A 25,021-nucleotide genomic window follows, 5' to 3' on the forward strand; every position below is an offset into this window, starting at 1 on the left:
ATATGGTCAGAAGGTTTAATGAAAAAGATATTCTATGATATAGTAATTAGCTATTCCAAGGTCAAAATACTGTGAATAGGAATTATAAAGTGAGGAATTTTTCAGAGTAACAAATGGAAGTTTTAATAATGTAACAAAAATTGAACATAATCTTCATTAAAAAAAAGAACACAAATCAGTGCTCTTAGAAAGTAGACTATATGGCTTTCGGATTAGTATATACTATCATATGCTCGTTTTTGTTAAGGGTGTAAACAAAATTAAATAAAAATAATACATATGAGGTTTTTAAAAGAGTAATAGCTCAACAGGATGGATTTGCAAATTGGTTGTTGGTTACATATAAACTAAATAACCATAATTTCATTTGTAAATTTATATAAACAAAAATATTTGAAAACAAACTTTTCGCATTGCTAAATTGAATATTCCGGTTCTTATAAGTGACAAAGAATACTTTGAGAGAGTATTGAGACAAGGATAAACTGTAAGGAAAAATTATATAAGTGATTAATTAATATAAAACCATCCTATTATTGTATATGTGGACACTGGATGTTTCTATGTAGTTTGTTTCAAGTGACATATAATCCAATGTCTATTGGCATGTGATGTAATTAAATGTAGCTAGAATACAGTATAATATTGAAAAATATAAAGTTTGTAGTGTTTGAAACAAATTAAAGAAGTAACATAAGGAATTTACGCATAAAGTAATGTTGATGGTAAAATTAACAGAATTTTCATTTTAATAAGATAAAAATGTGATGTTTTTAACGTATAATAATTTTACTACGATGAAAATACGGCCACAAATTAGTTAATTTAAAAATTAAATTTAGATAGGAAGAGGATAATGAAGACCAGAGATAGTTATAAAATTATTGTCGTTGGTGCTGGGACTGCAGGACTATCTTCTACTGCACATTTATTAAGAAATATCCCCCTATTGAAAGAAAGTATAGCGATTATTGATCCGTCAAAAAAACATTATTTTCAGCCACTATGGAGTTTAGTGGGGGGAGGAATTGTTTCAAAGGAAAGTACAATGCGTGATCAAGAATCGCTTATTCCAAAAGGGGCAACGTGGATCCCTAAAAGTGTTGTTAAGTTATTTCCGGATGAAAATAAGATACTGTTAGATGACGGACTGCTGCTTGAGTATGAAATTCTTATTGTAGCAGCTGGTATACAAATAAATTGGGAAGGTATTAAGGGCTTAAAAGAATCTATTGGGACTAATGGGGTATGTAGCAATTATTCTTATACATATGTTGATTCTACTTGGAGAGAAATCGAAAAATTTAAAGGAGGAAATGCGCTTTTTACCCACCCTAATACTCCTATTAAATGCGGTGGTGCTCCACAAAAAATTATGTATTTAGCAGAGGAGTATTTTTGTAATAGTGGTGTAAGAAACAGAAGTGAAGTAATGTTTTATTCTGCAAACACTGACATATTTCAGGTTCCACGATATGCAAATACTTTAGAACAAGTACTAGAAAGAAAGCAAATTATAACGAATTATAATAAAAACTTAGTAGAAATTATCGCCGAAAAGAGAGAAGCAATTTTTGAAGATACGCAAACGCTGAAAAGAGAAACCATACCATATAGTATGATACATGTTGTTCCACCAATGGGGCCACCAAATTTTATTAAAGAGAGTGAAATAAGTGATTATCAGGGATGGGTAGATATAAACCCTTATACTTTGCAGCATGTAAAGTATAAAAATATTTTCGGACTTGGAGATTGTACTAATTTACCTACTTCTAAAACTGGAGCGGCAATTCGAAAACAAATACCTGTCTTAAAACAAAATATTATGGACGTACTTAGTGGAAGAGATTTGCAGGCTAAATATGATGGGTATACATCTTGTCCAATTATTACAGGATATAAAAGTCTTATACTCGCTGAATTTAACTATAAACATGAGCCTCAAGAAACGTTTCCGTTTAACCAAGCGAAAGAAAGGTATAGTATGTTTTTACTTAAAAGATTTATGTTGCCATATATGTATTGGAATTTTATGTTGAAAGGGATCCTATAGGGGAAGATAGAAAGTGGTTATAAAAATTGAAAAGCAATTTGAAATACCTATTTGGAGGGAATAGCTATGCTTTTAAAATATTTTTATGATGAAAAATTAGCACATGCTTCCTATTTAGTCGGTTGTCAGAAGGAAGGCGTAGCAATTGTAATTGATCCAGGTCGCTATATAGAACAATATATAGAATTTGCTAAGAAAGAGGGAATGGAAGTAATTGCTGCGGCTGAGACTCATATTCATGCTGATTTTCTTTCTGGGTCTAGAGAACTTTCCAATCTTTATCATGCAAATTTATATGTATCTGATGAAGGAGATTGTGATTGGAAATATCAATATCTTAATGAAGGTCGATACAAATTGGTTAGAGAGGGCACAGAGTTTAAAGTAGGTCATATAAAATTTAATGTAATTCATACCCTAGGGCATACGCCTGAAAGTATTTCTTTTTTAGTGACTGATACAAGTCAAAATAATTATACGAATGATAAACCGATAGGAATATTCACAGGTGATTTTATATTTGTAGGAGATATAGGAAGACCGGATTTATTAGAAACTGCAGTCGGTATGAAAGATACTGCAAAAATAGGAGCGAAACAATTATTTGATTCTATACAAAAAATAAAAATACTTCCTGATTATTTGCAAATATGGCCATCACATGGTGCGGGAAGCGCATGTGGAAAAGCATTAGGAGCAATTCCAACTTCTACATTAGGTTATGAAAAGATGTTCAATTGGGCATTTCAGTGTAATGAAGAAAGTGATTTTATATCAACTTTATTGACGGGACAGCCAGAGCCTCCAAAGTATTTTTCATTAATGAAGAATTTAAATAAGTATGGTCCGCCAATTCGTAAGAAGAGAAAAAGTAATGTTATTAATACAGTAGAAGAACTTCAAGAAATTTTGAAGAGCGTTCATCAAATAGTTGATATAAGGGATGTAGAGAGTTTTGCTGCAGGTCATATCGAGAAGTCAATTAACATACCTTATAACAATTCTTTCACAACTTGGTGTGGATGGTTATTAGATTATAAAACAGAAACGTTAATAATTCTAGATGAGGAAAAGGTTAAAGTGGAGGCAATTATTAGAGAATTTGAATCTATTGGGTTAGATAATATTATTGCTTTTGCACCCTTAAAAGTAATACAAAGACTTGATAGATTTGAAAGTTACAAAGAAAAAACATCGATTGAATTATATCCGCATATAAAAGGTGGAAGCGTTAAGGTTATCGATGTGCGTAGTAAAAAAGAGTGGGAGGAAGGACACCTTCATGATGCAATACATATCACTTTAGGTAATCTATTTGAACAACTAGATTATATACCGAAAGATTGTCCAATAGTTTTGCAATGTCGAACCGGATTACGTTCCGCTATAGCAGCTAGTATTTTACAAAGAGCTGGTATAAAGGAAGTAGTGAATTTAAAGGGAGGATTTCTTGCATGGAAAGAAGAAGGGCTTCCTTATACAACATGCAATCTCAATGTGTAGGAAAATATTATATGCTAGGTAAGAATAATTAAAAGAAGTTATAGATGACGTGTTAGAAAAGGGAATCATAATTGTCGCAGATTCAGGAAATACATTAGGATTATTAATTGATTATCCAGTTAAATATGAAAATGTAATATTTGTTTTAGCATTAAATAATTTAACATTGGATCCATCTTTTATGGAATGGCAGTGTTGGAAGTACTTAGGTATTATCAATAAGAACCCAATTTAAAATTCTCTTGGATGCAAGAGAATTTTTTTATTGGGAATAGTAAGGGGGAGGGGAGGTGCATTACATATGGGAAAAGGTAGAAGTAATAATGCTGGTAAAAAGCAACCGAATTTTGATGATTCATCTAATTTTGCTAAACAAAGCCAACCGACAGAAAAGAAGAAGAAATAAGAACAGGAGCTCTCTTGATAAAGGGAGCTCCTGTTAAAAGTGGATTGACGTTTCACAATAACATATCGATGGATTAACCCAATAGCCATAAATACAAGGTTTTAATTTTTACGAAGGGCACCTAATTTAATATTATTGTCCCGCTTTTTTATACTTATTGACGCGTTAAATCCATTTGAGATGCTCCTTAATGGCGTTGGGCGTGACCTTAATTAAAATTTTTTAAACCTAATGGGACTTACCATTAAGAGGGCGAGGATTAAAGTAATCCATGCATTACCATATGAAAACAATGCCATACCAGCCAATGATAATCCTGCAGCTGGAATAGGTAATCCCTTAAAATATCCAATAGTTGGTTTAATACTAAATTTAGCTAATCTTAAAGCACCCATTGTTGGGAATAGGATAAATGCCAAAGAAGTTAAAATAGAAGGGGTTGCTATCGTATGAAATAAAAGCGCAGGAGCGACGCCGAAACTAACAATATCAGCTAAGGAATCCAATTCTACGCCAAACTCACTGTTCACTTTTAATTTTCTCGCAATTCTTCCATCAAGAAAATCTAAAACAGCTGAAAAGAAAATGAGAATGGAGGCTGTTCCTAAATATTCACTCATATTCAAGGTAATTGAGAAAACACCGCACAATAAATTTCCAATCGTAAATAAATTCGGTATAATTTTTACAAGCTGATTAAACAAGTTTGTTCCTCCTAAATTAATTAAACTTCACATTTCTGTAGCAATTTCTATATATTCTTCCGTTATTCTTAAAAATATATGACTATTGTATTACTGTAAGCTAATTAAATTTCGATAAGAGAAAAATCGACTTCCTAAACGTTACGCTGATTTATAATAATGTTTAATCATTTTCGGTACGCGTTATTGAATATTAGCACCTGATAGTTGATATTTCGAGTAGTCAGGGATTTTCCGATTCTGGTGCAAAAAATTCAAGGTAATTAAAAATAATCTCTAAAAAGGAGACATAATGATACTATTATTCTAAAAAGGTTCGTGGTTGGTATCGAATATAAAATGGGGTTTTTATACAAAAAGCACCCGAAAGGGTGCCTTTTGTATCTCTTAAAATGACTGAAGATGCGTTTACTTGAGTTCATTAGGTAGTTAGAGACTATCTTTAACGAAAATGTTGAATAGTTCATGATCATTATATATATCAATTTAGTAATGATTAGGGATTTAGAAAGTTCCATGGAAAGTACATATCAACCTCATTGGAAGATTGGAAATTTAATAACTGGTGATACATTTTACTTAACGCAACATTTTGGTGCGCAAATGAAAAATTTTAAAGTCCACACAAATGGTACCCTAGAACGATTTCAAACAATAGAACTAGAATTAAAATAAAATTTTTGCAGGATCAATTAAATTCATTTCTTGTTATGCAAACACATTTTCAGCGAAAATAACGTCTTCACTATTTTGCGCAGGACAGACTTTATAAAAAATGGCTACGTTTCCTGATTTTGAAATAATCTTCTCAAATTGCAATCCTGCTTTTCTAAAAGCTTTACTGCATCAACAATAGAAGTAATTGCTAAAAAGGTTATTCAAATGAAATTTATAAAAGCTTGATAGGCGATACCAAGTGAAAATACCGTAGCTACTATATGTGCAGTCCATTTAGGCATATTTAATTTCAATACGGTATTGTACAAGATTCCATATACGATACAAATAATTAATATAAATGCAATGAATTGAAGAACTAATAAAAATAGCGGTTGTCTCATTTATTTTCACTTCCTTTATTTAATATATTAATATAATTTATTTAGAAGTGAAAGTTTTATTTTTATGAATTTCCAAAAATGTGATATGAAAGGAATAGTGGTAATCACAAGAATTACTGCAAAACTATAATGTAACTAAAAGTATTATTACGAGATCAGTAAAGTAGTAAAAAAGGTCGCCATTCAAGGCGACCTTCTTTACTATGCGTTATACCCAAATAATTTTAAATCTTCTCCTGAATCTGAAATGATTTTCTCAAATCGTAATCCTACTTTTTCTAAAAGCTTTCCTGAGGCGATGTTATCTATAGAAGTAATTGCTACAATTCGTTTCATGCCGAGCTTTTGTACACCGTATTCGATTATCGCAGAAGCTGACTCGTAGCCATATCCTTTTGAACGGAATGTTTCTAAAAAGGCAAATCCGATATCAACGTCTTCTAATGAATCTCTTTTAATAAGGCCACACATACCAAGTGGAGTGAGATCTTCTTTGCGTTCTACTAAGTAAAGACCAAATCCGAGTTTGTTATACATATCGATGGGACCGTTTACAATATAATTTTTTGCATCTTCTAAGTTTCTAACTCCTTTGTCACCGATAAACTGAATCCATGCAGGATCGTTTACTAACTCAAGAATAAAAGGAGCGTCTTTTATATCAAACCAACGAAGATTAAGACGTTCAGTTTTAAGGACTATCAATTATTACACCACCTTTAAAAAGTTATAACAATTAGTATGGATTGTGTAAAACAAAAGTGCAACATATTTTAATGGGGGTGTTTGTTCACATAAAGTTCGTTTGTTTTGTATAGAGAGATATTTTATAATTAGGATTGATTGTAAAGAGTGAGATGCTTATACAATGACTCCTAGGTGACTAGGAGTTTTTACTATATAACTATCATTATTACTAAATATGACACACTACACATTCTACTCAAGGAGGTACATAATGAAGAAATTATATAATGCATCGTTTACGTATTTGATTATCGGTTTATTATCAGGGATTTTCGCCAGGGAGTATGGTAAGTATAAAGGGATTTTAGGATCTACTTTGTTAAATCTTTTGCATACACATACACTTGTACTTGGATTTTTCTTCTTTTTAATTGCTTTAGGATTAGCAAAAGTATTCGCGTTTCATGAAGTGCAAGGGTTTAATAAGTGGTTTGTTTTACATAACATTGCATTAACATTAATGTTAGGTTCGCTAGCAGCGAGAGGGCTTCTTCAGTTAAATGGAGCTGACTTTAAAGGGTTAACTTATATTGTAGGGTTTTCTCATTCGTTGATGGCAGTTACTTTAATTTGGTTTATGTTGTTAATAAAGAAATCGTTTAAAATGTAGTAAAAAAAGAACTTGTAGCGTGTGCTGCAGGTTCTTTTTTGTATGTTCAGATTTCAATAATCTCATTTTTCTAATTATTTTGTATAAAGATGGTATACTTGTTTTAAAATTAAAAAGGAGAGTTGATTATGGAAATAACAATTGAACATGTAGTAAATGAATTAAAAGGCATACTTCCTGAAGATCGAGTAGTAATAAATATGACAGTACGAGAGTTACATAGTAAAGATGAATCTTACCACGTTAGTAGTTTACCTGATGTAGTTGTTTTTCCAAAAACGACCGAAGAAGTTAGCGCGATAATGAAAATAGCGAGTCAGCACGGAACAGCTGTCGTTCCATTTGGAGTAGGGTCCAGTTTAGAGGGACATGTAATTCCTTACGAAAAAGGAATTACAATGGACTTTTCTCTTATGAACAAAATACTTGAAATAAGAGAAAAGGATTTTCTTGTGAGAGTACAGCCAGGGGTGACGCGCTCTCAGCTTAATAAAGAATTGAAAAAGTATGGATTATTTTTTAGTGTAGACCCAGGAGCTGATGCAACGTTAGGAGGAATGACTGCTACAAATGCGAGCGGAACGACAGCGGTAAAGTATGGTGTAATGCGTGATCAAGTTCGAGATTTAGAAGTCGTTCTTGCTGATGGAGGAGTAATACATACCGGGAATTTAGCGGCGAAGTCATCATCAGGTTATCATTTAAATGGTATTTTCGTAGGATCAGAAGGAACACTTGGATGTTTCACGGAGTTAACTTTAAAAGTATACGGTATACCAGAACATGTTATGGCTGCGAGGGCATCGTTTCCAACTATAAATGATGCAGTAGAAGCTGTAATTAACATATTACAAGCAGGTATTCCAATCGCGAGAATTGAACTCGTTGATGAATTATCTATGAAACAAGTAAATTATTATAATGAAACAAGTTACAGAGAAGAACCGACACTGTTTTTAGAGTTTCACGGCAATGAAGCAGGGTTAAAGCAAGATATTGAATTTACGAAAGAAATCGTTCTTGATCATAAATGTATAGAAATTACGTTTGAGACGGAAACAGCAGCGAGAAATAAACTGTGGGATGCAAGACATAACTTAGCGTACTCTTACGTGCATAGTTATCCTGGTAAAAAGCTAATGAGTACAGACGTATGTGTGCCAATTTCGGAATTAGCTGGAGCGATTCAACATGCGAAAGAGGTATTAGATAAAGTAGGGCTTATTGGCGGTATTCTAGGTCATGTTGGAGATGGGAATTTCCATGTACTCTTAATGATTGACACAAATGATAAAGAGGAAGTAAAGAAGGCGGACGAAATAAACGAAAGTATCGTTCTGTATGCTCTTAAACGAGGAGGAACGTGTACAGGAGAACATGGCGTTGGAATCGGAAAACGAAAGTATCAAGAAGAAGAACATGGGGCGGCATTATTTGTAATGGAGAAAATAAAGAAAGCTCTTGATCCGCAAAATATTTTGAATCCGAATAAGGTGTTTCAATTAAAAGATAGGGGCTGAGTGGATGAAAGTAATATAGCTGGAAAGTATTTTGCATTTTGGACCGGTTGCTGCACTCCCAAGTGTATTAGCGGCAGTATGGCATAACATTGCAGGGCCAATATTAGCAACCATCTGGTCAAAAAATAAAAAGAATACTTTCAGCGATGAAAATGTATCAATAAATATAGAAAAATAGGAATGATAAATAATGCAAAAACGTATTGTACATTTTGAAGGAATGGTTGTATTTTTAGCCACGATTTATATGTATTCGATATATGAGTTTAGTTGGATTATATTTTTTGTATTCCTTTTAGCGCCGGATCTATCAATGTTAGCATATGGGATTAATAATCACGTTGGTGCGAAAATATATAATGTATGTCACACATATATCATATCCATATTAATTGTTCTAATAGGTGTCTATTTTAAGATAGATACCGTTATTATGATTGGTTTAATATGGACAGCACATATTGGAATGGATCGAATGTTTGGATATGGGTTGAAATATGAGACGGATTTTAAGGATACCCATATTCAAAGATTATAATTGCTTTTGAGGAGAGGGATACGTTGAAACAGAGAATTACTATCGAAGAATATAACATCAAATGGGAAAGTGAATTTAATAAGCTACAAACTCTCATTAACGATGTGATGGAAGACAGCATTTTATCCATTGAACATGTTGGGAGTACATCTGTTAAAGGGCTTGCATCAAAACCAATACTAGATATTGATGTTGTAATAGAAGAGTACGAAATTTTTCATGAGGTAGTAAAAAAACTTGAGAAGATAGGGTACTATCATCAGTTAGAATGGAGCTTTAAAGGAAGAGAGGCGTTTGGAAGAAAGGATATGTTCGTTCCATGGAACGAGGGAAATACAGTTTGGATGGAACATCATTTATATGTGTGTGATAAAAATAGTGAAGAGTTGAGAAGGCATATAGCGTTTCGAGATTACCTTCGTGAACATACTGAAGTAGCTAATGAGTATGGAAACTTGAAGGAAGAGTTAGCAAGAGAGTCGAAAAATCGATCTAGTTATATTGAGGGTAAGACCGTATTTATTACAAATATATTAGAAAAAATAAACTAAAGCAGCATGGAATACATGCTGCCTATTGTTTTGAAATAGAAAGCTGCCATTATAAAACAAATGCAAACTGGCCCTGTTGATTGATGCGGTTACTAAATATAATAGGAAATAAAATAGAAAAGAGCGGAAAAGAGGGAGCTTATGTACATACCAAAATATTTCGCAATACAAGATGAAGAGATGAAGTACGAAATAATGGAACAAAATAGCTTTGCGACATTATTTTCTCAACATAACGGAGAACCATATGCAACGCACTTGCCGTTGTTATTAAATAGGGAGACCCTTACTTTACATGGTCACTTCGCACGGCCGAATGAACAGTGGAAAGATATTGGGACTCAGCAAGTACTAGCTATATTTCAAGGACCACATAGTTATATCTCTCCGTCATGGTATGAAACAAACAATGCAGTACCAACATGGAATTACGTTGCAGTGCATGTATACGGTGAATTAGAAATTGTTGAAGATGAAAAGACATTAGTAGATTCTCTTCAAGATTTAGTAAATAAATATGAAGATCCAGAGAGCACCTACTCACTTAATGATGTAGATCCAAATTATATGGGAGGATTAAGTAAGGGAATAGTTGGATTCAAAATAAAGATAAATAAAATAGAAGGAAAAGCGAAGTTAAGTCAAAATCATTCTGTAGAGAGACGAAATTTAGTTGTGGAGAAACTTGAGAAAGTTGGTAGTGAGGGGAGTAAGAGGATTGCGGAGTTGATGAGAAAATAAAGTCTACATGAAAGGAAAATATTCTAAATAAGCGTATTTAAAAAGACCTTCTTAATTGAAGGTCTTCCGTTTTTTAAAGTGCTTTTTCAGTTGTTGTTGAGTTGTAGTCTTTACTTACGTCAACGGATTGAACAAGGTCAGGTCTTTGGGGTGCCGGGAAATCCGCATGACCTGCTTGATATGTAAATGAACTATTTAGACCAATAGATACAATGCTTAGTACAGATAATCCTAAAACGATAGAACTAATTTTTTTTATCATTTTAATGCCCCTTTCTCAAACGTTTTTTCTTTTGCTTGTAACGCTTTATGAAAATACTCACTTGCTTTTATATGGTTATTTTCATCGTAAAGTTTAACGGCTAACTTTTCTGAATATTCTTGAGTATAGTTATATAAAGATTCTTTGTCGAAATACGTAATTCCTTCAAGAATAATTTTTTCTAAGTCTTCAGTTGACTCGTTATTGTTAAGGGACTCTAAAATTTTAAAGTGAAGCATATATTCTTCATTGTTAAGTTCTGTACAAATTTTTAATCCTTTTTTAATAAATTCTGAAGCGATATTTATTTCACCAAGTTTAGAATGTTCTCTTGCTTGTAAGAAAATTGCTTTAAAATGTGTAGGCATTTTTGTTGTCACTTCAGATAAATGACGAATAGCTAATGTTGATAAGTTTTGATTAGCATATAGCCACCCTAAGTTATTACGTACTCTTAACAGTAATGATTCTTCATCCTGTTTCTGTAAAATGTTGATTGCCGAATTATATTTTTCCTCTGCTTGCTCGTATTGTTTTAAATATACAAATGCTGCGCCTAATACGCTTTCACAAGAGGCGACATTCTTTTCATACCCTACAGCTTTTATGAAGAATTCTTTCGCTTTGGTTGCATATTCAATAGCCTCAATTGGCTGGTAAAAATGATAATAGAAAATAGCCATTCGATAATTAAATTCCCCTTTTTCTAGATCATCAATGGCATTTACCAGTAGTCTCGCAGCTTTTTCATAATGTTCACTTGCTAAATTATAATTTGTTGTTAAAGTAGCATGAATTGCTTTAAATAAATGATAGTAGTAAGAAAGTTGGTGATTAGGTGAAATCGCGTAAGAATCTATCTTATTAAAACTGTCTTTTGTGATACTTAAACCATCAGTTAAAACTTTGAAACGAAAATTTAGTAGAGAATAGTATAATGCTAAGTTTTCATCTTCTTCAAAGTTTAGTTCCTTTTCCTCAATTTCATGCTTTAAGTTTGTCGCTTGGGACACATCTTGTTTTAGCATAGCCAAATACCAGTCATTAAATAATTTTGTAATTTGTTCATTACCTTGTAGTTGAACGTTCATGAAATCCCCTCACTTTTTGAATATTCTTATAAAATATAGTATCAAAAATAAAAATATTTAGAAATGATGTTTTATATTTCTCAATATTTGTTTAACAAGCTTACGGGTAATTCTATTGGAATAGTGTAGAATTTATTTTGGATTAAAGAAATGGCATCGGGGGATGTGCATTTTAAAGTTTTAGTTGAGTGGGGGGATATAAAAAGGGTGCGTTCACACAATTTATATGAACGCACCTTTTTACATATTAAACAATCAAGTCCCACAAAAAGTACGATAAGGGCGATTCGTCGGTGCAGGCGGAATGCAGTATTCTTCTTGATCTGTAGAATACGCATAAGGATTTGATAAAGCTTCAAGGAGTTTCTCCAATACGCTATAGTCGTCATTTGTAACAGCTGCTTCTAGTGCTTCTTCTACACGGTGGTTCCTCGGGATGATTGATGGGTTATTATTTTTCATCATCTCGTAGGCGTTTTCTTTCGATTCTTCTTGTTTTTCTAATCGAGATTGCCACAGTTTGTACCAGTCTTTAAATTCAGGACTATCGAATAGAGGGGTATTTTCTAACGTATCAAGAGTTAATGAACGGAATGTATTAGTGTAATCTGCTTTATATTTCTCCATCATTTTTAAAAGTTGCTCAATAAGTGATTGATCTTGTTCTTCGTTGCTAAATAGTCCTAATTTCTTTTTCATTCCAAGGAACCAATTGTTTTCATACTGTACGCTAAATTTCGAAATTTCGTCTTGAGCGATTTTTAGTGCTTCTTCTTCATCTTCGTGCAGAATTGGTATTAAAGATTCTGCTAATCGGGCGAGGTCCCATGCGGCCATATATGGTTGATTTCCATATGCATAACGGCCTTGTGTGTCAATAGAGCTAAATACGGTTCCTTGGTCGTAATTGTCCATAAATGCACAAGGACCGTAATCAATTGTTTCGCCACTGATCGTTATATTGTCAGTGTTCATCACGCCGTGAATAAATCCAACAAGTTGCCATTTTGCGATAAGACTTGCTTGTTTTTTAATGACTTCTTGTAGTAATGAAGTATATCGGTTTTCATGGGATTCACTTTCTGGGTAATGTCTTTTTATCGTATAGTCAGCTAGCGATTTAAGGTCCTCTATTGAACCACGAGCTGCAGCATATTGAAATGTACCGACCCGTATATGACTACTAGCGACTCTAGTTAAAATTGCTCCAGGTAATTTTGTTTCACGATATGTTGGTTCCCCGGTTGTAACAACTGCTAAACTGCGAGTAGTCGGAATATCAAGTGCATACATTGCTTCACTAATAATATATTCACGTAGCATCGGACCGAGTGCAGCACGGCCATCTCCTCGGCGTGAATAGGGAGTAGGGCCAGAACCTTTCAGTTGAATATCGAAACGCTCACCTGAAGGAGTAATTTGTTCGCCAATTAAAAGAGCACGACCGTCGCCTAACATATTAAAATGTCCGAATTGATGACCAGCATATGCTTGAGCTAATGGATGAGCTCCTTCTGGAAGTCCATTGCCAGCGAAAATGGCAATTTCAGCTTCCTTTTTCAGTTCTTCAGGGGTTAAGCCAAGAGATATCGCTAATGAATGGTTTAGTTTAACTAACTCCGGTGAACTTACGGGAGTAGGGGGGATTTCTGTATAAAATGATTGTGGTAAAGTCGTATAACTATTATCTAAATTCCAACCTGTTTCATTATTTTTAGTCATTGTATCTCCTCCTTTTTGTATTTTAAATTATGTATTTGTACGTATATATTCTTTGTAAAGTTAACTAAAAGTATAATATAATATAATATTTCCCCTTGCAATCTATTGTAAGGACTTCATTGCACTATGTCTATTTAACAGCAAATTTAAAACCTCCATTTTTAAAAATGGAGGTTTTATTATTATTTAATTTTTACAATTATTTTTCCTTTTGCTCTTCCAGACTCTGAATATTCCATTGCTTTTTGCGCATCTTCAAAAGGAAAAACTCGATCGATTACAGGTTTGATTTGTCCAGCTTCAATATAGTTTGCAATAGTACGTAATTGATCCCCACTTGGCTTCATAAATAAAAATGAATATTGAGCATTATGCTTTTTTTCAAGTGCAGTAAGTTTTTTGCTGGCTAATGAAAATAAGAGAGTTTTAAAGAATCCTGAACCAAATTCTTTACCGAAGCGAGCATTCGGCATGCCTGAAACGGAAACAATGTTTCCTCCCCTTTTTATAATATTGAATGATTTTTCAAGTGTTGCACCGCCGATTGTATCAAATACGGCATCATAATTTTTTAGTATATCTTCAAATTTCTCTGTTTTGTAATTAATAATTTCATCTGCGCCAAGAGACGTTACTAAATTCGCACCAGCTTCACTAGCAGTCGTTGTAACAATGGCACCCATTATTTTTGCTAGCTGAATAGCGAAAGTACCAACACCACCGGATCCGGCGTGAATTAAAATCTTTTGTCCTTTTTGTAATTGCATGATGTCATGTAATGCTTGATATGATGTTAAGCCAACGAGTGGAATCGAAGCAGCTTCCTCAAAACTTAAATTTTTCGGTTTTAAAGCTATATCATCTTCATGAATGGCTATATACTCCGCGAAAGTACCAATCTTATTTTTTCTTGGACGAGCATATATTTCATCACCAACTTTAAAACGAGTTACTTTTGATCCAACCTTCGTGATGACACCGGCAAAGTCGTTACCAAGGATTAGGGGCATTTCATATTTCAGTAACATTTTTACTTTTCCGTCGCGTATTTTAAAATCAATTGGGTTAATACTAGCTGCATGAATTTCTGCGAGCACTTCATACTCATTAATTTCAGGAGTAGGTACCTCTGCCATACGCATTGGGACTTTTCCATATCTATCAATTATCATTGCTTTCATTTCTTATACCTCCAAGTTTTAATAAAAGTTTTGCAATAGCTTCTCAATATCTAATACAAGATTTTTTAATAAACCTAATTTTGTACGTATATCAATATAATAAAAATTCTTTGTACCTTCTTTTCTCATTAAAATAATGCCAGCTTCTCGTAAAATCTTAAGGTGATGTGATACTGCTGGACGGGAAAGATGTGTTTGCTTCGTGATTTCTCCTACACGTAATCCTGTTTGACATTCCGTTTCCATTAGCACTAATAAAATAGCTTGACGCGTTTCATCACCAATTGCCAATAATACTTTTTGAGAATCAATAAAATCTTTTTTTATAATATTTAATTGTTCTTGTTTATTCATTTCAATCACTTTGCCTCCAGGTAATTAGTCGAAAGGTTTAAGATGATGAACCATTACTTCGATACGGTAATGCTACATGATTGTTGTATGAGGTGCAATATTGAGAAAGAAAATCGAGACGAATGAATTTTTTATTGTTGAAAATTATAGGGAGATAGAAAAGGGATTGGAAGGACTACATAACACAATAGATGAGGTTTTAAAAACAAAAAATGATGTAACAATAAAATAAGCGGTCGTAACCTTGTATAATCCATAAGGTTACAATCGCTTATAATGTTTGTATTATTTTTGATTTTTACGATAGAACATGGTTCAACGTAAAGTACGTTCTTTTGTTTTACACTTTCATACAGACACAATTCAGGTGGATTATAGATGTATGAAAAAGTAAAAGTAATTTGGGGCGTAATCTATCTATATGATAATTTAAAATGAAATATAAGTCTATATCTTTGTTGTTTTTTTGATTATATTTATGTCACTGAGCTCAGAACAATGATGTGGAGGGTAAATATATGAAATCGAATGATGTACCAGTTTTAATTGTTGGAGGAGGATTATCAGGATTAGCATCTGCGCTATTCCTTGCAAAACATAACGTTGATTATTTACTGGTTGAAAGGCACCCGTCTACTGCAATTCATCAAAAAGCAGGTGGAATCACTTTTCGTACGATGGAGTTATTTCGAGAATTGGGTTTAGAACAAAGAATTAGATCAGCGGGTAAAGCGTTAGAAAATTGCCGCGGAAGAATAGCAGTTCATACAATAGCTGAGGCGAATAAGGAAGAATTGGTACAAATGAGGGCGGCTCAGTATGGAAACGATGAAAAGTTACTTCAAAAAATAGAAGAGATTAGTCCATCAAAACAAACCGCTTGTTATCAAATTATTTTAGAAGAGATGATGTTACAAGAAGCGAGAACACTAGGCGGAGAATTATCTTTTTATCATGAATTAGTTTCTTATGAACAAAATGAGCAAGGAGTAATCGCAACGATTCGGAATCGCGAAACGGAAGAAGAAAGTATTATTTATTGTGATTATGTAATTGCAGCGGATGGAGCGAAAAGTAAAATACGTAAGCAACTAGGGATAAGTACGGAGGGACGAGGTACAATCGGTGGCTATTATATGAATATTTATTTTGAAGCGGATTTAAGTGAGTTTATACAAGGAGATGCATTTGGTTTTTCTATGGTACTTCATCCGGAAGTTCTTGGTGCGCTTATTCCAGTTGATAACGAAAGAAGATGGATTTACCATGTATCCTACGATCCATTAAAAGGAGAACGACCAGAGGATTTCACTATAGAACGTTGTAAACAAATCATTCAAACCGCAATTGGAAGCACAAATGTTGAGCCGGAAATAGTAAGTGTTTTACCGTGGAAAGCGGCTGAAAGTACTGCTACAAAATTTCAAGAAAATCGTATTTTTTTAGTTGGTGATTCCGCACATATTATGCCGCCAACAGGAGGGTTTGGTTCCAATACAGGAATACAAGATGCACACAATCTAGCCTGGAAATTAGCGGCTGTTATAAAAGGGAAGGCAAAACCAAAACTGTTAGAAACATATCGTGAAGAGAGATATCCTGTTGCAAAATTAACGACGGAGTATGCGAGTAGTTTGTTGTTCCGTGCTGCAAATAGAGAGGAAGGCAGTTTGAATAATATGGATGGTTTAGCTGTAACTGTCGGGTATCAGTATTGTTCAGAAGCAATACTAGATGAATCAGCCACTCCACATAGAATGGATATCGTAGATTTGAATGGAAGACCTGGAACACGAGCACCTCACTTTTGGGGGATGTATAAAGGGAAAGAAGTTTCTATATTAGACTTATTTGGTAACCATTTTGTATTACTTACTGGAGTAGACAATAGTTCTTGGGCTGAAGCTGTATATGATGTTTCATCTAAATTAGGGATAAATATTAAAGTGTATCGAGTTGGGTTAAGCGGAGATTTTATTGCTCAAGAAAATGTTTTTTGTGAATTATATGGGATAGAGAATGAAGGAGTTGTACTAATTAGACCAGATGGCTTTATTGGATGGCGTTCAGAAAAAGCAGTGGTAAATCCAGATGTAATGCTGGAGGAGGTAATGAGTAATTTATTATGTGATTTTTAAGTAACTAAGGAAGTATTGTCTTTTATAGGACGATACTTCTATTTTTTTGGCTTAAAAAATAAAGATTGTGTAGTGAAGAGACATTATTATTATAAAGATATATGCAAATTAATTCTCTTTCTTTTTTTGTTATTAGAATTTTTTTAGTTTTTAGTTTTAAGTGTTGACTATTACTAGATTGAACCATTTTTTTATTGTATTATATTTCTTAGGGATTACATATTACGCTAGGGAGTGGGACTGTTTGACTATTGAACCTCTTATTTTATCAAATAAAGAAGTATATGTATTAACTGGTATGTTTGACCGTGAAACTATGATTGGAATTGAGAACCCCTTTGAAAATTGGTCAGATGAAGAAATAGACAAAGAATTAGATGTAATGCACGAGCATTGGACAAACGAAGAACTACTCATAATAAAAGAAGATGAAACATTATGTAACAAACAACTTTTAGAATATTTCCGCATTTGTTTAACTACAGGATTTGTTATTGAAGTACAGATAGGTAAAAACAGCGCTTTAGAAAAAAATATTTTCTATTTTAGTGAAAAAAAAGTTATACAAAATGTAATAACAGATGCTAACGGTGATAAACAATGTACATTTAAAGAATGCGGGACACCAGAGGTAGCTTGGCAATATATATATCAAGCATTACAGCCTAAAAATACTTTCTCTTGTCCAAATTATACATTTAAAATCCCTTCTTCTGCATATAAGGAAACTATTTTAAATCAATCAAACAAGCAATTAGTAGATTACTTGAAACTTTACTTAGATGATGAAGCTTCCTTAGAGTTAGCAAACATTATACATAATCGTGAAGAATTAAATACTGTTCAAGTTCATTATTATATAAAGGACTCATGGTCTACAGATTGTATTCAGTTTTTATATAGTCAAAACCAATATTGGCTAATCCAAAAAGTATTAGATAATGAACAAACACAAACAAATTTTATTTGTCTTGATACCTTTACTCTTACTGAAGAGATAAAAAAGATGGTGCTTTATCTTAAATCATTAGGCGGTGAAACAAGGTGAGCGGTGAAATTAAGGTTACTCCTGCCCATTTAAGGAAACTGGCTTCTAATATAGAACAAACAGCTCATGAGCTATCTGAAACATATCAACGTATCAATCAGCAGTTATTCGATCTGCCTTTCCAGATATCTGGAAGAGATGCTGTGTTAAATCAATCCCAATACGCAGGATCAATGTTAGCTACTATAACGACCGCTTTAAAAGAACATAGTGATTCATTAAGAAAAGCTGCTGATCGTTTTGAGAAGGCTGATCAACAAGAAGTTTCATTTGGAGAAGAAGCAATTGATATAAATTGGTTCGCACCGTTTGGTGGCGATATTGGTGATTGGAAAGATAACCCTGCAGGGTCTGCATTTACTTTACTGGGTACTGTAACGGAAGGTGCAGCTGCCTATAAATTGGCATCTTTACATAATAAAGGCTTGCGTGTAACACCCTACACAGATAGAAAAGGAAAAGAAATGGTAAGATTTCAAAATCGGACCGTACTAAAGGATAAAAATGGACTTAATGTGATAAGGCGTACAAAATTACCTTTAGCCGAAGTAAAGCAAATAGACGATGTAAAAAGACATGTTTTATCACCAAAAGAATTTCTTAAAGATTCATTGAAATTAAAAACAAATGCTTTAGGCTATGCAGCTGTAGGATGGGATGTAATTAATGATACAAAGGAAAATATTGAAAATAAAGCGTCAAAAACTAAGATAGCTGGTGATATTATTGGTGATGCAGCAATTGGGGTTGGTACAACTGCTGTAAGTGCCTTTGCGGGAGCCAAGCTAGGTGCAGCTGTTGGAACTGTTTTTGGCGGTCCAATCGGAACTGTTGCTGGAGCTTGTATTGGCTTTGGTGTTTCTATAGGAGCTAGTATAATAACAGATGGAATTAAGTTTAACAAAGGTGATTGGAATCATGATGGTAAACAGGATTCAATAAAAGATAGAGTTAAATCTGGAATCGGAGCAACTTTAGATAAAATTTTTTAGTTTTTAGGAGAGTAATATGGAAAAATACCACGGAAAAAGCACAGAACAAATTATTCAGAAATTGATGCCTGGCAGTGTAAGATCGAGTGTCGTTATGGTATGGGTAGTTATTAATTTTATGATTTTAACCCCATTTTTATTTCCTCCAACCTTTACTATATACTTATACGTGATTTTACCTTTTATTTCCATTGCTAATATATGGGGAGTATGGGTATTTTTTTATAAACCAAATGAGCCAAGGTTGGTACACATTTTATATAATGGATTTATGGGGCTAACTTTTTCTTTTGGAAGCTTTATAGTGATTCAAAAGATTGCATATACTTTTATTAAAATTGAAACACCTCTATTTTTTATTGTTACTTTTCTGCTTTACATTCTTACAATCTATAAATTGATTTCTATTGGAATGAAAAGTTTTTTAAGGCGATTAAACAATGAAGAATATAAAAATTTCTCCAATTGTTTATTTATCAGGATTGGGATATGTTATTGGACAAATATGTATAGGTACATTATCACAAAACGGTTTAGCGACGGTCTTAATTTTAGTCTTTTCTTTATTGGCTGTTGTGTTTAGTATATCTGGAGCGTATATATGCATATATATTGATTTGAAGAGAGAGGAAATGGATGGGATGCATAATGGACAAATATAATGGCAACAACATAGTGGATTGTATACGAATATTAATACCATTTGATATAAGGAATGTTGTAGGGGCCTTTATGTGGGTTATCATGAATTTTATGCTACTTATCATTTTATTCATATTTCCACCTTTCAATATATACTCTTACGTAGCCTTACCATTTTATGTGATATGTAATCTATGGGGAATTTGGGTTTCTATTCATAAGCCTCGGCAGCCTCAATTGCAACATTTACTATATTCTGGATTTGTTGCTTTAAGTATTTCATTTTGTAGCTTCATAGCTGTACAAAAGTTAGCTTACGAATTCGTAGAAATAGAGTCACCTTTATTTTTTACTCTATCGCTTATTGCATATAGTTTAATTGTTTATAAATCTGAATTATTCTGGATTAAATATTTTACAGCCCGCTTAAGGGGGACAACTGATCAAGATGTGAAAATTCCTAAAATTGTATATTTTTCTGGTTTAGGTTATATGATTGGTCAAGTTATTATTGGGATTTTGAGCCAAAAAGCTATGGCGATTGTGCTAATCGTTATATTGTCATTTATTTCAGTTGTTTTCCTAGCGCTAAGTACACATTTGTATTTTTACTTTGATTTCAAAAAACAAGGTATTACTTCGCGACATTTAAAAAAATTACATTCTCAAAAGAAGCCTAGACTGTCAAGAAAGGAAAGGAGACAATCCACGGCTGCTTCGGGACATGTAAATATACCACATTCTCAAAAGAAACCTAAACTTACAAGAAAAGATATACGAAATTAAGAATTTGTAATTAAATAAAACCTAGGTTTACGTAAATATCACGTCAAATGATAATAGAATTTTATCTTGTATGAATGGAAATTAAAGAAGTTAGATAGGAATCAGGCTGTACAGAAAAATTCGATAGGTTCAAATACTAATTAGTATGAGATATATAACTTATACTGGTTAAAGCTTCGTCGTACTGAAAAAATAATATTCACAAATATTAATAGGTTTGGTATGATTAATTTCGACAAGTTAATCGAGGCCGGAGATATTTGAGATAAGCCATACATTTATTTAGGGATACAGAAGTGTCCTCTAAATAAATTATGGCTTTTTTTATTGATGAACTGTAATCAATAAGGAGTTACATGTGAATAGGAGGGATATGGAAAATAAATAGTATAGTAATAACATAGGGGAATTGTATTTGTAAGATTGGAATTTTCATATAAGCTTATAAAAATAATGAAAGTATATCTTCTATTTCGTGTAAATCTCATTAACTTGTTGAAATTTGCAACGTAGGAAGGGTTAGAAGGATGAGAAAAATTATTAGCGTTTTAGTTATTTTCTTTATGACGGGAAGTATCTTTGCTGGGGGAGCTGTTCATGCGAAAGCAGAAGGGAAGCATGAATGGAATACGAATAAGTTTTTAAATATTGCACATCGCGGAGCAAGTGGACATGCACCTGAGCACACTTTTGCTTCTTATGATTTAGTGAAAAAAATGAAAGCGGATTATTTAGAGTTAGATATTCAATTAACAAAGGATGGCCAATTAATTGCAATGCATGATACAGCGGTTGATCGCACTACAAATGGAACAGGCGAAGTACGTGATAAAACGTTAAGCGAAATAAAGAGTTTAGATGCAGGATCATGGTTTAATAAAGCGTATCCAGAAAAGGCTAAGCAAGAGTATGTTGGGCAAAAAGTTCCAACTCTTGAAGAAATTTTTCGAAAGTATGGAAGAAGTATGAAGTATTATATTGAAACAAAATCACCAGATGTGTATCCAGGAATGGAAGAGAAATTGTTGGCGTTGTTACAAAAATATAATTTAGTAGGTCAAAACATGTCTTCTAGCCGTGTTATGATTCAATCATTTAGTAAAGATAGTTTGAAAAAGATTCATAGTATGAATGAAAATATTCCGTTAGTTCAATTGCTTTGGTATTATCCAAATGAAAACAATGAAATTGTCGAATGGTCTGGCATTACACATGAACCGAAAAGTGTAACGAATGATGATTTTCAAGAAATTAAAAAGTATGCAGCTGGTATTGGACCAAACTTACGTAATGATAACGGAGAACTAATTATTGATGAGTCATATATGAAAATGGCTAGGAAAAATGGACTGTTAATTCACCCTTATACAATTAACGAGAAACCAGATATGAGATTGTTAATCAAATGGGGTGCTACAGGAATGTTTACAAATTATCCGGATCGATTACATAGTGTATTGAAGGAAAAATAAGTGGAAAAGGGTATACCAGTGTTTTAGGTATACCCTTTTTAATTTAACTCCCCGATAAACAGAATCTCTTTTTCATAGCATTCATCTTCATCATAAATAATTTCTTGAAAGCGAAGTGTTTGGAAGGAATGATAAACTGAAATTTCCTATGTCTCCCCAAAATCAATTTCATTTGAAAGAAGGATCCATTTTTGACATTCACTATTTCTATTAAAGAAATTATGAAAATAGTCCTCATTTTTAAATATAATGATTTGCGAATCCCACAAATTATTTATAGAAATCAAAACAACAACTCGATATGTATGTGTATCGCTCGGTTTCATATTTATTAAATGATTTGCTTGATTTAATAAGGTTTGAATACACAATCGCTTTACTTTTCTAGGTGTTTTACGAGAGTCAATAAAAGCTTGCGAAACTGGCAATAGCATATTCCAATATTCATCGTTATAGAAAGTAGAAGGGAATGTTTTTGTATGTTCCTCAATTCGCTTTATCATAGTGTTTGTTTTTCGTTTCATACCACGTATTTTCTTTTCACGCATTGAGAGTCATCTCCATAAATTTTTGTAATGCAGCAGAGTGATATATATCTTTTCTAGTAATAAAAGTAGTAGGAACTTTTTTGAAGCTATTTGGTAAAGGATTGAATGATATGTCATGTTTGTGACCATTTAAAATAGACTTCATCATAATTGCTACGCCCATACCTGATTTTACACATGCGAGTATCGCTTCAATTGTTCCAAACTCTAATACTCGTTTAGGTGAAATTCCTTCTTCTTGAAGCCAATCTTCTAATAAATTTCTATAATAGCACCCGTGACTAAATGCAAGTAAATTCATGTCTCCTATGTCTTTAAAGGAAGATAAAGGCTTTTTGCTAATGAGAACTAATTCTTCTTCATGAAATATATTTGTATGAAGTTCAGCATGCTGAGTGGTTCCAGCGATAAACGCCCCGTCTAGTTTTCGTTCTAATACAAGTCTAATCAATTGTTCCGTCGTATTTGATTCTAAAATCAATTCGACTTTTGGGTATTCCTCATAATAGGCCGTTAATATAGATGGAAGTCTTACAGCGGTTGTAGATTCTGTACATCCAATTTTTAAAGTGCCTCTTGGTTCGATCCCATTACTTTGAACTGCTTTAACAGACTGATTCATTAAGTGGATAATTTGTTTGGCGTATGGTAATAAAATCTCACCGTTAGAAGTTAAAGTTACACCTTTTCCGTTTCGGTAAAATAAAGGCACACCTAATTCGTTTTCTAGTTGTTTCATACGCATTGTCACGCCAGACTGTACATAGTTTAAATTTTTAGCTGCGTGAGATATGTTTTTTTCTTTCGTAACTTCGTAAAATACAGTTAAATCTTTTATATCCAAGTATCATCCCTCCATAAAAGGTATCATTTTTTTTGATGGATTATATGATAAATCTTTATTTTATATGATATCAGAACTTTCATACAATGGAAGGGGATGGAGGGATTATTGTGTTAATGGAAGAAAGGATGAATGGTACTTATAAGTGGGTTATGTTAATTTTTGCGACAGTTGCTCAAACAACAGCGACACTTATAACGTATGGTGTTGGAGCATTTGCTTTATTTTGGAAAGAAGAATATGCACTTACGAATACGGAGAGTGGATTGTTAGTAAGTGTTGTAAATATAGGACCGCTATTTTGTATGCTTTTTGTTGGGCGGCTACTTGATCAATACAATGAAAAGTTGTTAATTTCGATAAGTTTATTTTTACTAGGGGGTTCGTTTTTACTGACTAATATGGTCAATGGATTTAATGGGTTACTCTTTGTACTTTTATTAGTAGGAACGTTTTATAGTGTTTCGCAGCCAGGAGGAAGTAAGGTGATAATGAAGTGGTTCTCAAAAGAAAATCGCGGGTTAGCGATGGGGATTAGACAAGCCGGTATACCGATTGGTGGTACATTAGCGGGAGTATTGATCCCGTTTCTTACAATAAAATATAATATGGCCTATGCGGTAAATAGCATTGCATGCATTTGTATAATTGGAGGGTTTTTATTTTTTATATTTTATAAGGAACCATATATTCAAGAGAAAGTTAAACAAGAACGTAGTAAACTTTCTTTTTGGATGCAGTTAAAAGAAGTGATGTGTAAAAAAGAGTTGTATGCAATTTATATAACTGGCATTTGTATGATTTCATTGCAAATGGTGTTAGTTGCACACTTTATAAAATTTTTAGTATTGGAACAATCAATCACGCCAATTTTAGCTGGAAAAGTATTTTCCGTTATGTTCTTTTCTGGAATGGTTGGTAGGGTTATATTAGCAGCTACTAGTGATTTATTTTATAAGGGGAATAGGCGTACCCCCTTATTTATAACTGTTTGTATTTCTATTTTCTTCATTCTAATATTAGTAATGAGCATACATACAATAACGAATGTATTGTATGGCGTAAGTGCATTGTTAGGGTTCTTTTCAATTGGATGGTTTAGTCTTTTTATAACTGAAGTTGCGGAATCAGCAAGTGAAGAATCGGTAGGGATGACAGTGAGTTTTGCACTTACATTAAATCAAATTGCTATTATTGTTGCGCCTGCTTTATTTGGTTATATTGTAGATAAGAAGGGATATACGTACGCGTGGTTATGCATAGTTGTATTACTAACTATTTCAGCGGTTAGCTTATATAGGAAGTATAGAAAATGAAGGAATGTTAGCAATGTAAATTTTTTATGAAGAAAGTCTAAAGAAATGTTGAATGAGCGACATTTCTTTTTTATTTGTTGTATAATCATAATGTAAATGAGATTCGTTTTCAATTTCGTTCATTACCTCTTTTGAAATTACCTGTAATTTTAGCCATAATTAGCTGTTTTTCTTTATCGTTATTTGCA

24 protein-coding genes and 4 pseudogenes are annotated in these 25,021 nt (G+C 33.0%); 17 read left to right on the top strand and 11 right to left on the bottom strand.

Annotation, left to right across the window (positions count from 1 at the left end; all coding sequences use genetic code 11):
- Window positions 1-856 precede the first annotated feature (856 nt).
- A complete protein-coding gene (locus ACO6VI_RS26520) occupies window positions 857-2,056 on the top strand; it encodes an FAD/NAD(P)-binding oxidoreductase (RefSeq protein WP_000857326.1) in 1,200 nt (399 codons plus the stop codon).
- Window positions 2,057-2,122: 66 nt separating this feature from the next.
- Window positions 2,123-3,559 carry an MBL fold metallo-hydrolase gene (locus ACO6VI_RS26525; RefSeq protein ID WP_161520223.1) on the top strand — a complete coding sequence of 479 codons (1,437 nt, stop codon included), beginning with the start codon at window positions 2,123-2,125 and terminating at the stop codon, window positions 3,557-3,559.
- A 618-nt stretch (window positions 3,560-4,177) separates the two neighbouring features.
- Here ACO6VI_RS26525 and pssA read toward each other — a convergent pair.
- The gene (gene pssA, locus ACO6VI_RS26530) at window positions 4,178-4,669 is read right to left on the bottom strand and encodes a CDP-diacylglycerol--serine O-phosphatidyltransferase (RefSeq protein ID WP_161520224.1); all 492 of its coding nucleotides are present in this window, start codon (window positions 4,667-4,669) and stop codon (window positions 4,178-4,180) included.
- 492 nt (window positions 4,670-5,161) lie between these two features.
- On the opposite strand from pssA, the gene ACO6VI_RS26535 reads away from it, so the two are divergent.
- Window positions 5,162-5,344 (top strand): DUF5065 domain-containing protein, encoded by a 183-nt coding sequence (locus ACO6VI_RS26535; RefSeq protein WP_161520238.1) that lies wholly within the window; start codon window positions 5,162-5,164, stop codon window positions 5,342-5,344.
- A 203-nt stretch (window positions 5,345-5,547) separates the two neighbouring features.
- Here the strand turns inward: ACO6VI_RS26535 and ACO6VI_RS26540 are convergent, their stop codons facing one another.
- Window positions 5,548-5,730, bottom strand: a complete 183-nt coding sequence (locus tag ACO6VI_RS26540; protein ID WP_161520225.1) for a hypothetical protein — start codon at window positions 5,728-5,730, stop codon at window positions 5,548-5,550.
- Window positions 5,731-5,931: 201 nt separating this feature from the next.
- Window positions 5,932-6,435: a GNAT family N-acetyltransferase gene (locus ACO6VI_RS26545; protein ID WP_161520226.1), complete on the bottom strand. Its 504-nt coding sequence runs from the start codon at window positions 6,433-6,435 to the stop codon at window positions 5,932-5,934.
- A gap of 253 nt (window positions 6,436-6,688) precedes the next feature.
- Here ACO6VI_RS26545 and ACO6VI_RS26550 point away from each other — a divergent pair, with 253 nt between their 5' ends.
- The 6 genes and pseudogenes from ACO6VI_RS26550 to ACO6VI_RS26575 all read left to right on the top strand — a co-directional run bounded on the left by ACO6VI_RS26550 (window position 6,689) and on the right by ACO6VI_RS26575 (window position 10,437).
- Complete coding sequence (locus ACO6VI_RS26550) at window positions 6,689-7,087, top strand: DUF2871 family protein (RefSeq protein ID WP_000737896.1); 399 nt, start codon at window positions 6,689-6,691, stop codon at window positions 7,085-7,087.
- A gap of 128 nt (window positions 7,088-7,215) precedes the next feature.
- The gene (locus tag ACO6VI_RS26555; protein ID WP_161520227.1) at window positions 7,216-8,607 is read left to right on the top strand and encodes an FAD-binding oxidoreductase; all 1,392 of its coding nucleotides are present in this window, start codon (window positions 7,216-7,218) and stop codon (window positions 8,605-8,607) included.
- A gap of 34 nt (window positions 8,608-8,641) precedes the next feature.
- Window positions 8,642-8,785, top strand: a pseudogene (locus ACO6VI_RS26560) (bile acid:sodium symporter family protein); the annotation flags it as partial.
- Between the two features lie 12 nt (window positions 8,786-8,797).
- On the top strand, window positions 8,798-9,145 hold the full coding sequence (locus ACO6VI_RS26565) for a DUF4260 domain-containing protein (protein WP_001172063.1): 348 nt from the start codon (window positions 8,798-8,800) through the stop codon (window positions 9,143-9,145).
- A gap of 23 nt (window positions 9,146-9,168) precedes the next feature.
- Window positions 9,169-9,696: a GrpB family protein gene (locus tag ACO6VI_RS26570; protein ID WP_000813613.1), complete on the top strand. Its 528-nt coding sequence runs from the start codon at window positions 9,169-9,171 to the stop codon at window positions 9,694-9,696.
- A gap of 141 nt (window positions 9,697-9,837) precedes the next feature.
- Window positions 9,838-10,437: an FMN-binding negative transcriptional regulator gene (locus tag ACO6VI_RS26575; protein WP_016512491.1), complete on the top strand. Its 600-nt coding sequence runs from the start codon at window positions 9,838-9,840 to the stop codon at window positions 10,435-10,437.
- 73 nt (window positions 10,438-10,510) lie between these two features.
- On the opposite strand, the gene ACO6VI_RS26580 is transcribed toward ACO6VI_RS26575, so the two are convergent.
- The 5 genes from ACO6VI_RS26580 to ACO6VI_RS26600 all read right to left on the bottom strand — a co-directional run bounded on the left by ACO6VI_RS26580 (window position 10,511) and on the right by ACO6VI_RS26600 (window position 15,056).
- A complete protein-coding gene (locus ACO6VI_RS26580; protein ID WP_023522648.1) occupies window positions 10,511-10,699 on the bottom strand; it encodes a Phr family secreted Rap phosphatase inhibitor in 189 nt (62 codons plus the stop codon).
- Complete coding sequence (locus tag ACO6VI_RS26585) at window positions 10,696-11,790, bottom strand: Rap family tetratricopeptide repeat protein (protein WP_023522647.1); 1,095 nt, start codon at window positions 11,788-11,790, stop codon at window positions 10,696-10,698. Before ACO6VI_RS26585 ends, ACO6VI_RS26580 begins: the two co-directional genes overlap by 4 nt.
- Window positions 11,791-12,045: 255 nt before the next feature.
- On the bottom strand, window positions 12,046-13,512 hold the full coding sequence (locus tag ACO6VI_RS26590) for a protein adenylyltransferase SelO (protein ID WP_063548214.1): 1,467 nt from the start codon (window positions 13,510-13,512) through the stop codon (window positions 12,046-12,048).
- 182 nt (window positions 13,513-13,694) lie between these two features.
- Window positions 13,695-14,693, bottom strand: coding sequence for an NADP-dependent oxidoreductase (locus ACO6VI_RS26595; protein WP_000646439.1), 999 nt, complete (start codon window positions 14,691-14,693; stop codon window positions 13,695-13,697).
- Window positions 14,694-14,711: 18 nt separating this feature from the next.
- Window positions 14,712-15,056: an ArsR/SmtB family transcription factor gene (locus tag ACO6VI_RS26600; protein ID WP_000571870.1), complete on the bottom strand. Its 345-nt coding sequence runs from the start codon at window positions 15,054-15,056 to the stop codon at window positions 14,712-14,714.
- Between the two features lie 91 nt (window positions 15,057-15,147).
- On the opposite strand from ACO6VI_RS26600, the gene ACO6VI_RS26605 reads away from it, so the two are divergent.
- The 7 genes and pseudogenes from ACO6VI_RS26605 to ACO6VI_RS26635 all read left to right on the top strand — a co-directional run bounded on the left by ACO6VI_RS26605 (window position 15,148) and on the right by ACO6VI_RS26635 (window position 22,125).
- On the top strand, window positions 15,148-15,279 hold the full coding sequence (locus ACO6VI_RS26605; RefSeq protein ID WP_001227549.1) for a hypothetical protein: 132 nt from the start codon (window positions 15,148-15,150) through the stop codon (window positions 15,277-15,279).
- Between the two features lie 286 nt (window positions 15,280-15,565).
- On the top strand, window positions 15,566-17,185 hold the full coding sequence (locus ACO6VI_RS26610) for an FAD-dependent oxidoreductase (protein WP_422424510.1): 1,620 nt from the start codon (window positions 15,566-15,568) through the stop codon (window positions 17,183-17,185).
- Window positions 17,186-17,429: 244 nt separating this feature from the next.
- Window positions 17,430-18,233, top strand: a complete 804-nt coding sequence (locus ACO6VI_RS26615) for a hypothetical protein (RefSeq protein ID WP_000151461.1) — start codon at window positions 17,430-17,432, stop codon at window positions 18,231-18,233.
- Complete coding sequence (locus ACO6VI_RS26620; RefSeq protein ID WP_000012250.1) at window positions 18,230-19,225, top strand: WXG100 family type VII secretion target; 996 nt, start codon at window positions 18,230-18,232, stop codon at window positions 19,223-19,225. Before ACO6VI_RS26615 ends, ACO6VI_RS26620 begins: the two co-directional genes overlap by 4 nt.
- A gap of 16 nt (window positions 19,226-19,241) precedes the next feature.
- Window positions 19,242-19,887 (top strand): annotated as a pseudogene (locus ACO6VI_RS26625) (hypothetical protein).
- A complete protein-coding gene (locus tag ACO6VI_RS26630) occupies window positions 19,862-20,653 on the top strand; it encodes a hypothetical protein (RefSeq protein ID WP_016512497.1) in 792 nt (263 codons plus the stop codon). Before ACO6VI_RS26625 ends, ACO6VI_RS26630 begins: the two are co-directional and overlap by 26 nt.
- Before the next feature lie 527 nt (window positions 20,654-21,180).
- Window positions 21,181-22,125, top strand: a complete 945-nt coding sequence (locus ACO6VI_RS26635; protein WP_001226345.1) for a glycerophosphodiester phosphodiesterase — start codon at window positions 21,181-21,183, stop codon at window positions 22,123-22,125.
- A gap of 38 nt (window positions 22,126-22,163) precedes the next feature.
- On the opposite strand, the pseudogene ACO6VI_RS26640 reads toward ACO6VI_RS26635, so the two are convergent.
- A pseudogene (locus tag ACO6VI_RS26640) lies at window positions 22,164-22,673 on the bottom strand (DUF3916 domain-containing protein).
- Window positions 22,666-23,517: a LysR family transcriptional regulator gene (locus ACO6VI_RS26645; RefSeq protein ID WP_063548206.1), complete on the bottom strand. Its 852-nt coding sequence runs from the start codon at window positions 23,515-23,517 to the stop codon at window positions 22,666-22,668. The pseudogene ACO6VI_RS26640 and the gene ACO6VI_RS26645 overlap by 8 nt, the downstream one beginning before the upstream one ends.
- Before the next feature lie 86 nt (window positions 23,518-23,603).
- Between ACO6VI_RS26645 and ACO6VI_RS26650 the strand changes: the two genes are divergently transcribed.
- Window positions 23,604-24,833: an MFS transporter gene (locus ACO6VI_RS26650; RefSeq protein WP_033657483.1), complete on the top strand. Its 1,230-nt coding sequence runs from the start codon at window positions 23,604-23,606 to the stop codon at window positions 24,831-24,833.
- Between the two features lie 109 nt (window positions 24,834-24,942).
- Here ACO6VI_RS26650 and ACO6VI_RS26655 read toward each other — a convergent pair.
- Window positions 24,943-25,021 (bottom strand): annotated as a pseudogene (locus ACO6VI_RS26655) (ABC transporter ATP-binding protein); the annotation flags it as partial.

This window comes from Bacillus sp. PSXD-155, assembly GCF_049310765.1.
In the GTDB taxonomy this organism is placed as follows: Bacteria; Bacillota; Bacilli; order Bacillales; family Bacillaceae_G; genus Bacillus_A; species Bacillus_A cereus.

Excerpts from the sequence above, each read along its gene's own strand:
- ACO6VI_RS26535 (WP_161520238.1), top strand. The coding sequence starts at position 5,162 with ATGATTAGGGATTTAGAAAGTTCCATGGAAAGTACATATCAACCTCAT.
- ACO6VI_RS26590 (WP_063548214.1), bottom strand. The coding sequence starts at position 13,512 with ATGACTAAAAATAATGAAACAGGTTGGAATTTAGATAATAGTTATACG.
- ACO6VI_RS26520 (WP_000857326.1), top strand. The coding sequence starts at position 857 with ATGAAGACCAGAGATAGTTATAAAATTATTGTCGTTGGTGCTGGGACT.
- ACO6VI_RS26630 (WP_016512497.1), top strand. The coding sequence starts at position 19,862 with ATGGGATGCATAATGGACAAATATAATGGCAACAACATAGTGGATTGT.
- ACO6VI_RS26580 (WP_023522648.1), bottom strand. The coding sequence starts at position 10,699 with ATGATAAAAAAAATTAGTTCTATCGTTTTAGGATTATCTGTACTAAGC.
- ACO6VI_RS26555 (WP_161520227.1), top strand. The coding sequence starts at position 7,216 with ATGGAAATAACAATTGAACATGTAGTAAATGAATTAAAAGGCATACTT.
- ACO6VI_RS26595 (WP_000646439.1), bottom strand. The coding sequence starts at position 14,693 with ATGAAAGCAATGATAATTGATAGATATGGAAAAGTCCCAATGCGTATG.
- ACO6VI_RS26525 (WP_161520223.1), top strand. The coding sequence starts at position 2,123 with ATGCTTTTAAAATATTTTTATGATGAAAAATTAGCACATGCTTCCTAT.
- ACO6VI_RS26540 (WP_161520225.1), bottom strand. The coding sequence starts at position 5,730 with ATGAGACAACCGCTATTTTTATTAGTTCTTCAATTCATTGCATTTATA.
- ACO6VI_RS26585 (WP_023522647.1), bottom strand. The coding sequence starts at position 11,790 with ATGAACGTTCAACTACAAGGTAATGAACAAATTACAAAATTATTTAAT.
- ACO6VI_RS26565 (WP_001172063.1), top strand. The coding sequence starts at position 8,798 with ATGCAAAAACGTATTGTACATTTTGAAGGAATGGTTGTATTTTTAGCC.
- ACO6VI_RS26575 (WP_016512491.1), top strand. The coding sequence starts at position 9,838 with ATGTACATACCAAAATATTTCGCAATACAAGATGAAGAGATGAAGTAC.
- ACO6VI_RS26650 (WP_033657483.1), top strand. The coding sequence starts at position 23,604 with ATGGAAGGGGATGGAGGGATTATTGTGTTAATGGAAGAAAGGATGAAT.
- ACO6VI_RS26635 (WP_001226345.1), top strand. The coding sequence starts at position 21,181 with ATGAGAAAAATTATTAGCGTTTTAGTTATTTTCTTTATGACGGGAAGT.
- ACO6VI_RS26610 (WP_422424510.1), top strand. The coding sequence starts at position 15,566 with ATGAAATCGAATGATGTACCAGTTTTAATTGTTGGAGGAGGATTATCA.
- ACO6VI_RS26550 (WP_000737896.1), top strand. The coding sequence starts at position 6,689 with ATGAAGAAATTATATAATGCATCGTTTACGTATTTGATTATCGGTTTA.